Source organism: Priestia sp. D51, from assembly GCF_053345675.1.
This window is the reverse complement of record NZ_JBLTIR010000031.1, coordinates 1-2,330: the sequence shown is the minus strand read 5'-3', so window position 1 is coordinate 2,330 and position 2,330 is coordinate 1. Positions and strand designations below refer to the sequence as shown.

Genomic DNA, 2,330 nt, shown 5'->3' with positions numbered 1-2,330 from the left:
AATCTGGATTATGGTGCGACAAGAAGTCGCTTTCTTACAGTGTAGCTAACGCTACTCATCTAGACGCAAAGACGATCTCCATCCGAAACGGCATTCTTGGTAACGAGTCTGTCGGTTGCATGAGGAAATGCGGAAACAGAGGACAAATGCATGGTCCAGAACACTGCTAGGAGAAGATAGGTATGGTAAACGAAAGTGAAGGTTTGTAAGCTTCGTCAAGGTTAACTCAAGATAATGCATAAGTCTCGCTTGGGTCTTGGTAAGAGGAAAAGTAGAATCATAATGCTACTCTAATGCGTCCCGCATCTTACCCGGAGTAAAGAATCTGCCTACCCCTATCGTATCTGTAAAAAGTGGAACTTGGTAAGCCCTATGTTATCTGCGTAAGCAGTAGGATGACTGCAAAGTCAAACGATGTGGCAGAGGGTATGGGATATGAGAAAAAGCGAAAGCCGTTATCTCGAAAGAGAACAGGAAAGCAGGAATACTGTATAACTGGACGGATACTGTTGTCTTTATGGACAATGACAGGCTCGAAAGAGCGCCCACTTCTCATTGGTCTTCAACACGAAAATAAATTTGTGGCTATCTTCTAACGAAAAGGAGCGTGCTGTTATGAATACCTCTCTACGAGCGTCGGCGCACGTCTCGCATAAAGATTGGTACTCTATTGATTGGAGTATTATACAAAAATATGTAATGAAGTTACGACAAAGAATTTATCGTGCCGAACAACAAAAACAACGAAGAAAAGTAAGGAAACTTCAACGTTTACTCCTCCGGAGTAAAGCAAATCTACTGCTTTCTATTCGCAGAGTAACACAACAAAACAACGGTAAGCGTACACCTGGTGTAGATGGCTACATGGTCTCAAAATCAAATGAACGTATAAAATTTTATCAACAGCTAGTTAAATACAATGTCTTTCGACATCGTCCAAAGCCAGCCAAAAGAACATTTATCCCTAAGAAAAACGGAAAGCTAAGACCTTTGGGCATTCCGACAATGCGAGATCGAGTCTATCAAAACGTAGTAAAAAACGCACTCGAACCTCAATGGGAGGTTAAGTTTGAGCCTACTTCCTACGGTTTTCGTCCTAAACGAAGCACACATGATGCGATAAGCAACCTTTTTAATAAGCTTAACACCAACAGCAAGAAAAAGTGGGTGTTTGAGGGAGACTTTCTAGGATGCTTTGACCATCTTAATCATAAGTGGATAACGAAACAGACGTCTATGTTTCCAGGAAACACTCTCATTAAAAGGTGGCTTGAAATGGGATACGTAGAACATGACATGCTTCATACGACAACAGAAGGAACCCCTCAAGGTGGTTTGGTGTCTCCCCTTCTAGCTAATATCGCCTTATGCGGTATGGAAGAAGAAATTGGTATTGTCTATAAAAAGACATACAAACCAAATGGAGGGTACGTAATCGACCCAAAATGTAAGATAGGACGCGTTCTCTATGCAGATGACTTTGTCATCGTAACAGAAACAAAGGAACAGGCTGAAAGCATGTATGGGAAACTCACTCCGTACTTACAAAAGCGAGGAATTAATCTTAGCCAAGAGAAAACGAGAGTTACACACATTGAGGACGGGTTTGATTTTCTAGGCTTTTCGCTGCGTCAATACAAGACAGGACAAGGAAAGAAGTTATTTATCAAACCTAGTAAAGACAGTATTCAAAAAGCTAAAAACAAGATAAAAGATACGTTCACAATGATGAGAGGACGACCAGTAAAAGAAATTATACGTGTCTTAAACCCTATTATTAGAGGTTACGGGCAGTATTGGAAACATGTCGTATCCAAACAGACGTTTAGCTATATGGACAATTATATTTTCTCTAAATTAGTCAAACACCTTAAACATTTACACCAAAAAAAGTCGTGGAAATGGATTACAAAGCGTTATTTTAGGAAACCCTACCACGGTGGAAATAATAGATGGATTCTTACATGTCCACTTACTAACATTCAATTGTTAAAAATGTCCTGGATTAAGATAGAACGACATGTCATGGTAGCCTATAAAAATAGCCCAGATAATCCTAGTCTAAAAGAATATTGGGAAAAGCGAGACCGTAAGGTCTTTAATAGTGAAAATACATTCGATAGGATGAAACTCGCAAGAAAACAAGGATATCGTTGTGCAATGTGTAAGCAGACTCTACAAAATGGAGAGAAAGTTACAGTGAGAAACCTAGAGGTTTCTACAGGTAAATTGGCTAAATTAGTACATGTACCATGTATTAAATAAGTTGTTCGGATAAAAAGAAGGCTTGAGCCGTATGACGGGAAATCTGTCACGTACGGTTCTTAGGG

1 protein-coding gene is annotated in these 2,330 nt (G+C 39.8%); it reads left to right on the top strand.

What is annotated here, in order from left to right:
* The first annotated feature begins 615 nt into the window (after window positions 1-615).
* Complete coding sequence (gene ltrA, locus ACNHOZ_RS28775; protein WP_367042716.1) at window positions 616-2,265, top strand: group II intron reverse transcriptase/maturase; 1,650 nt, start codon at window positions 616-618, stop codon at window positions 2,263-2,265.
* Window positions 2,266-2,330 lie beyond the last annotated feature (65 nt).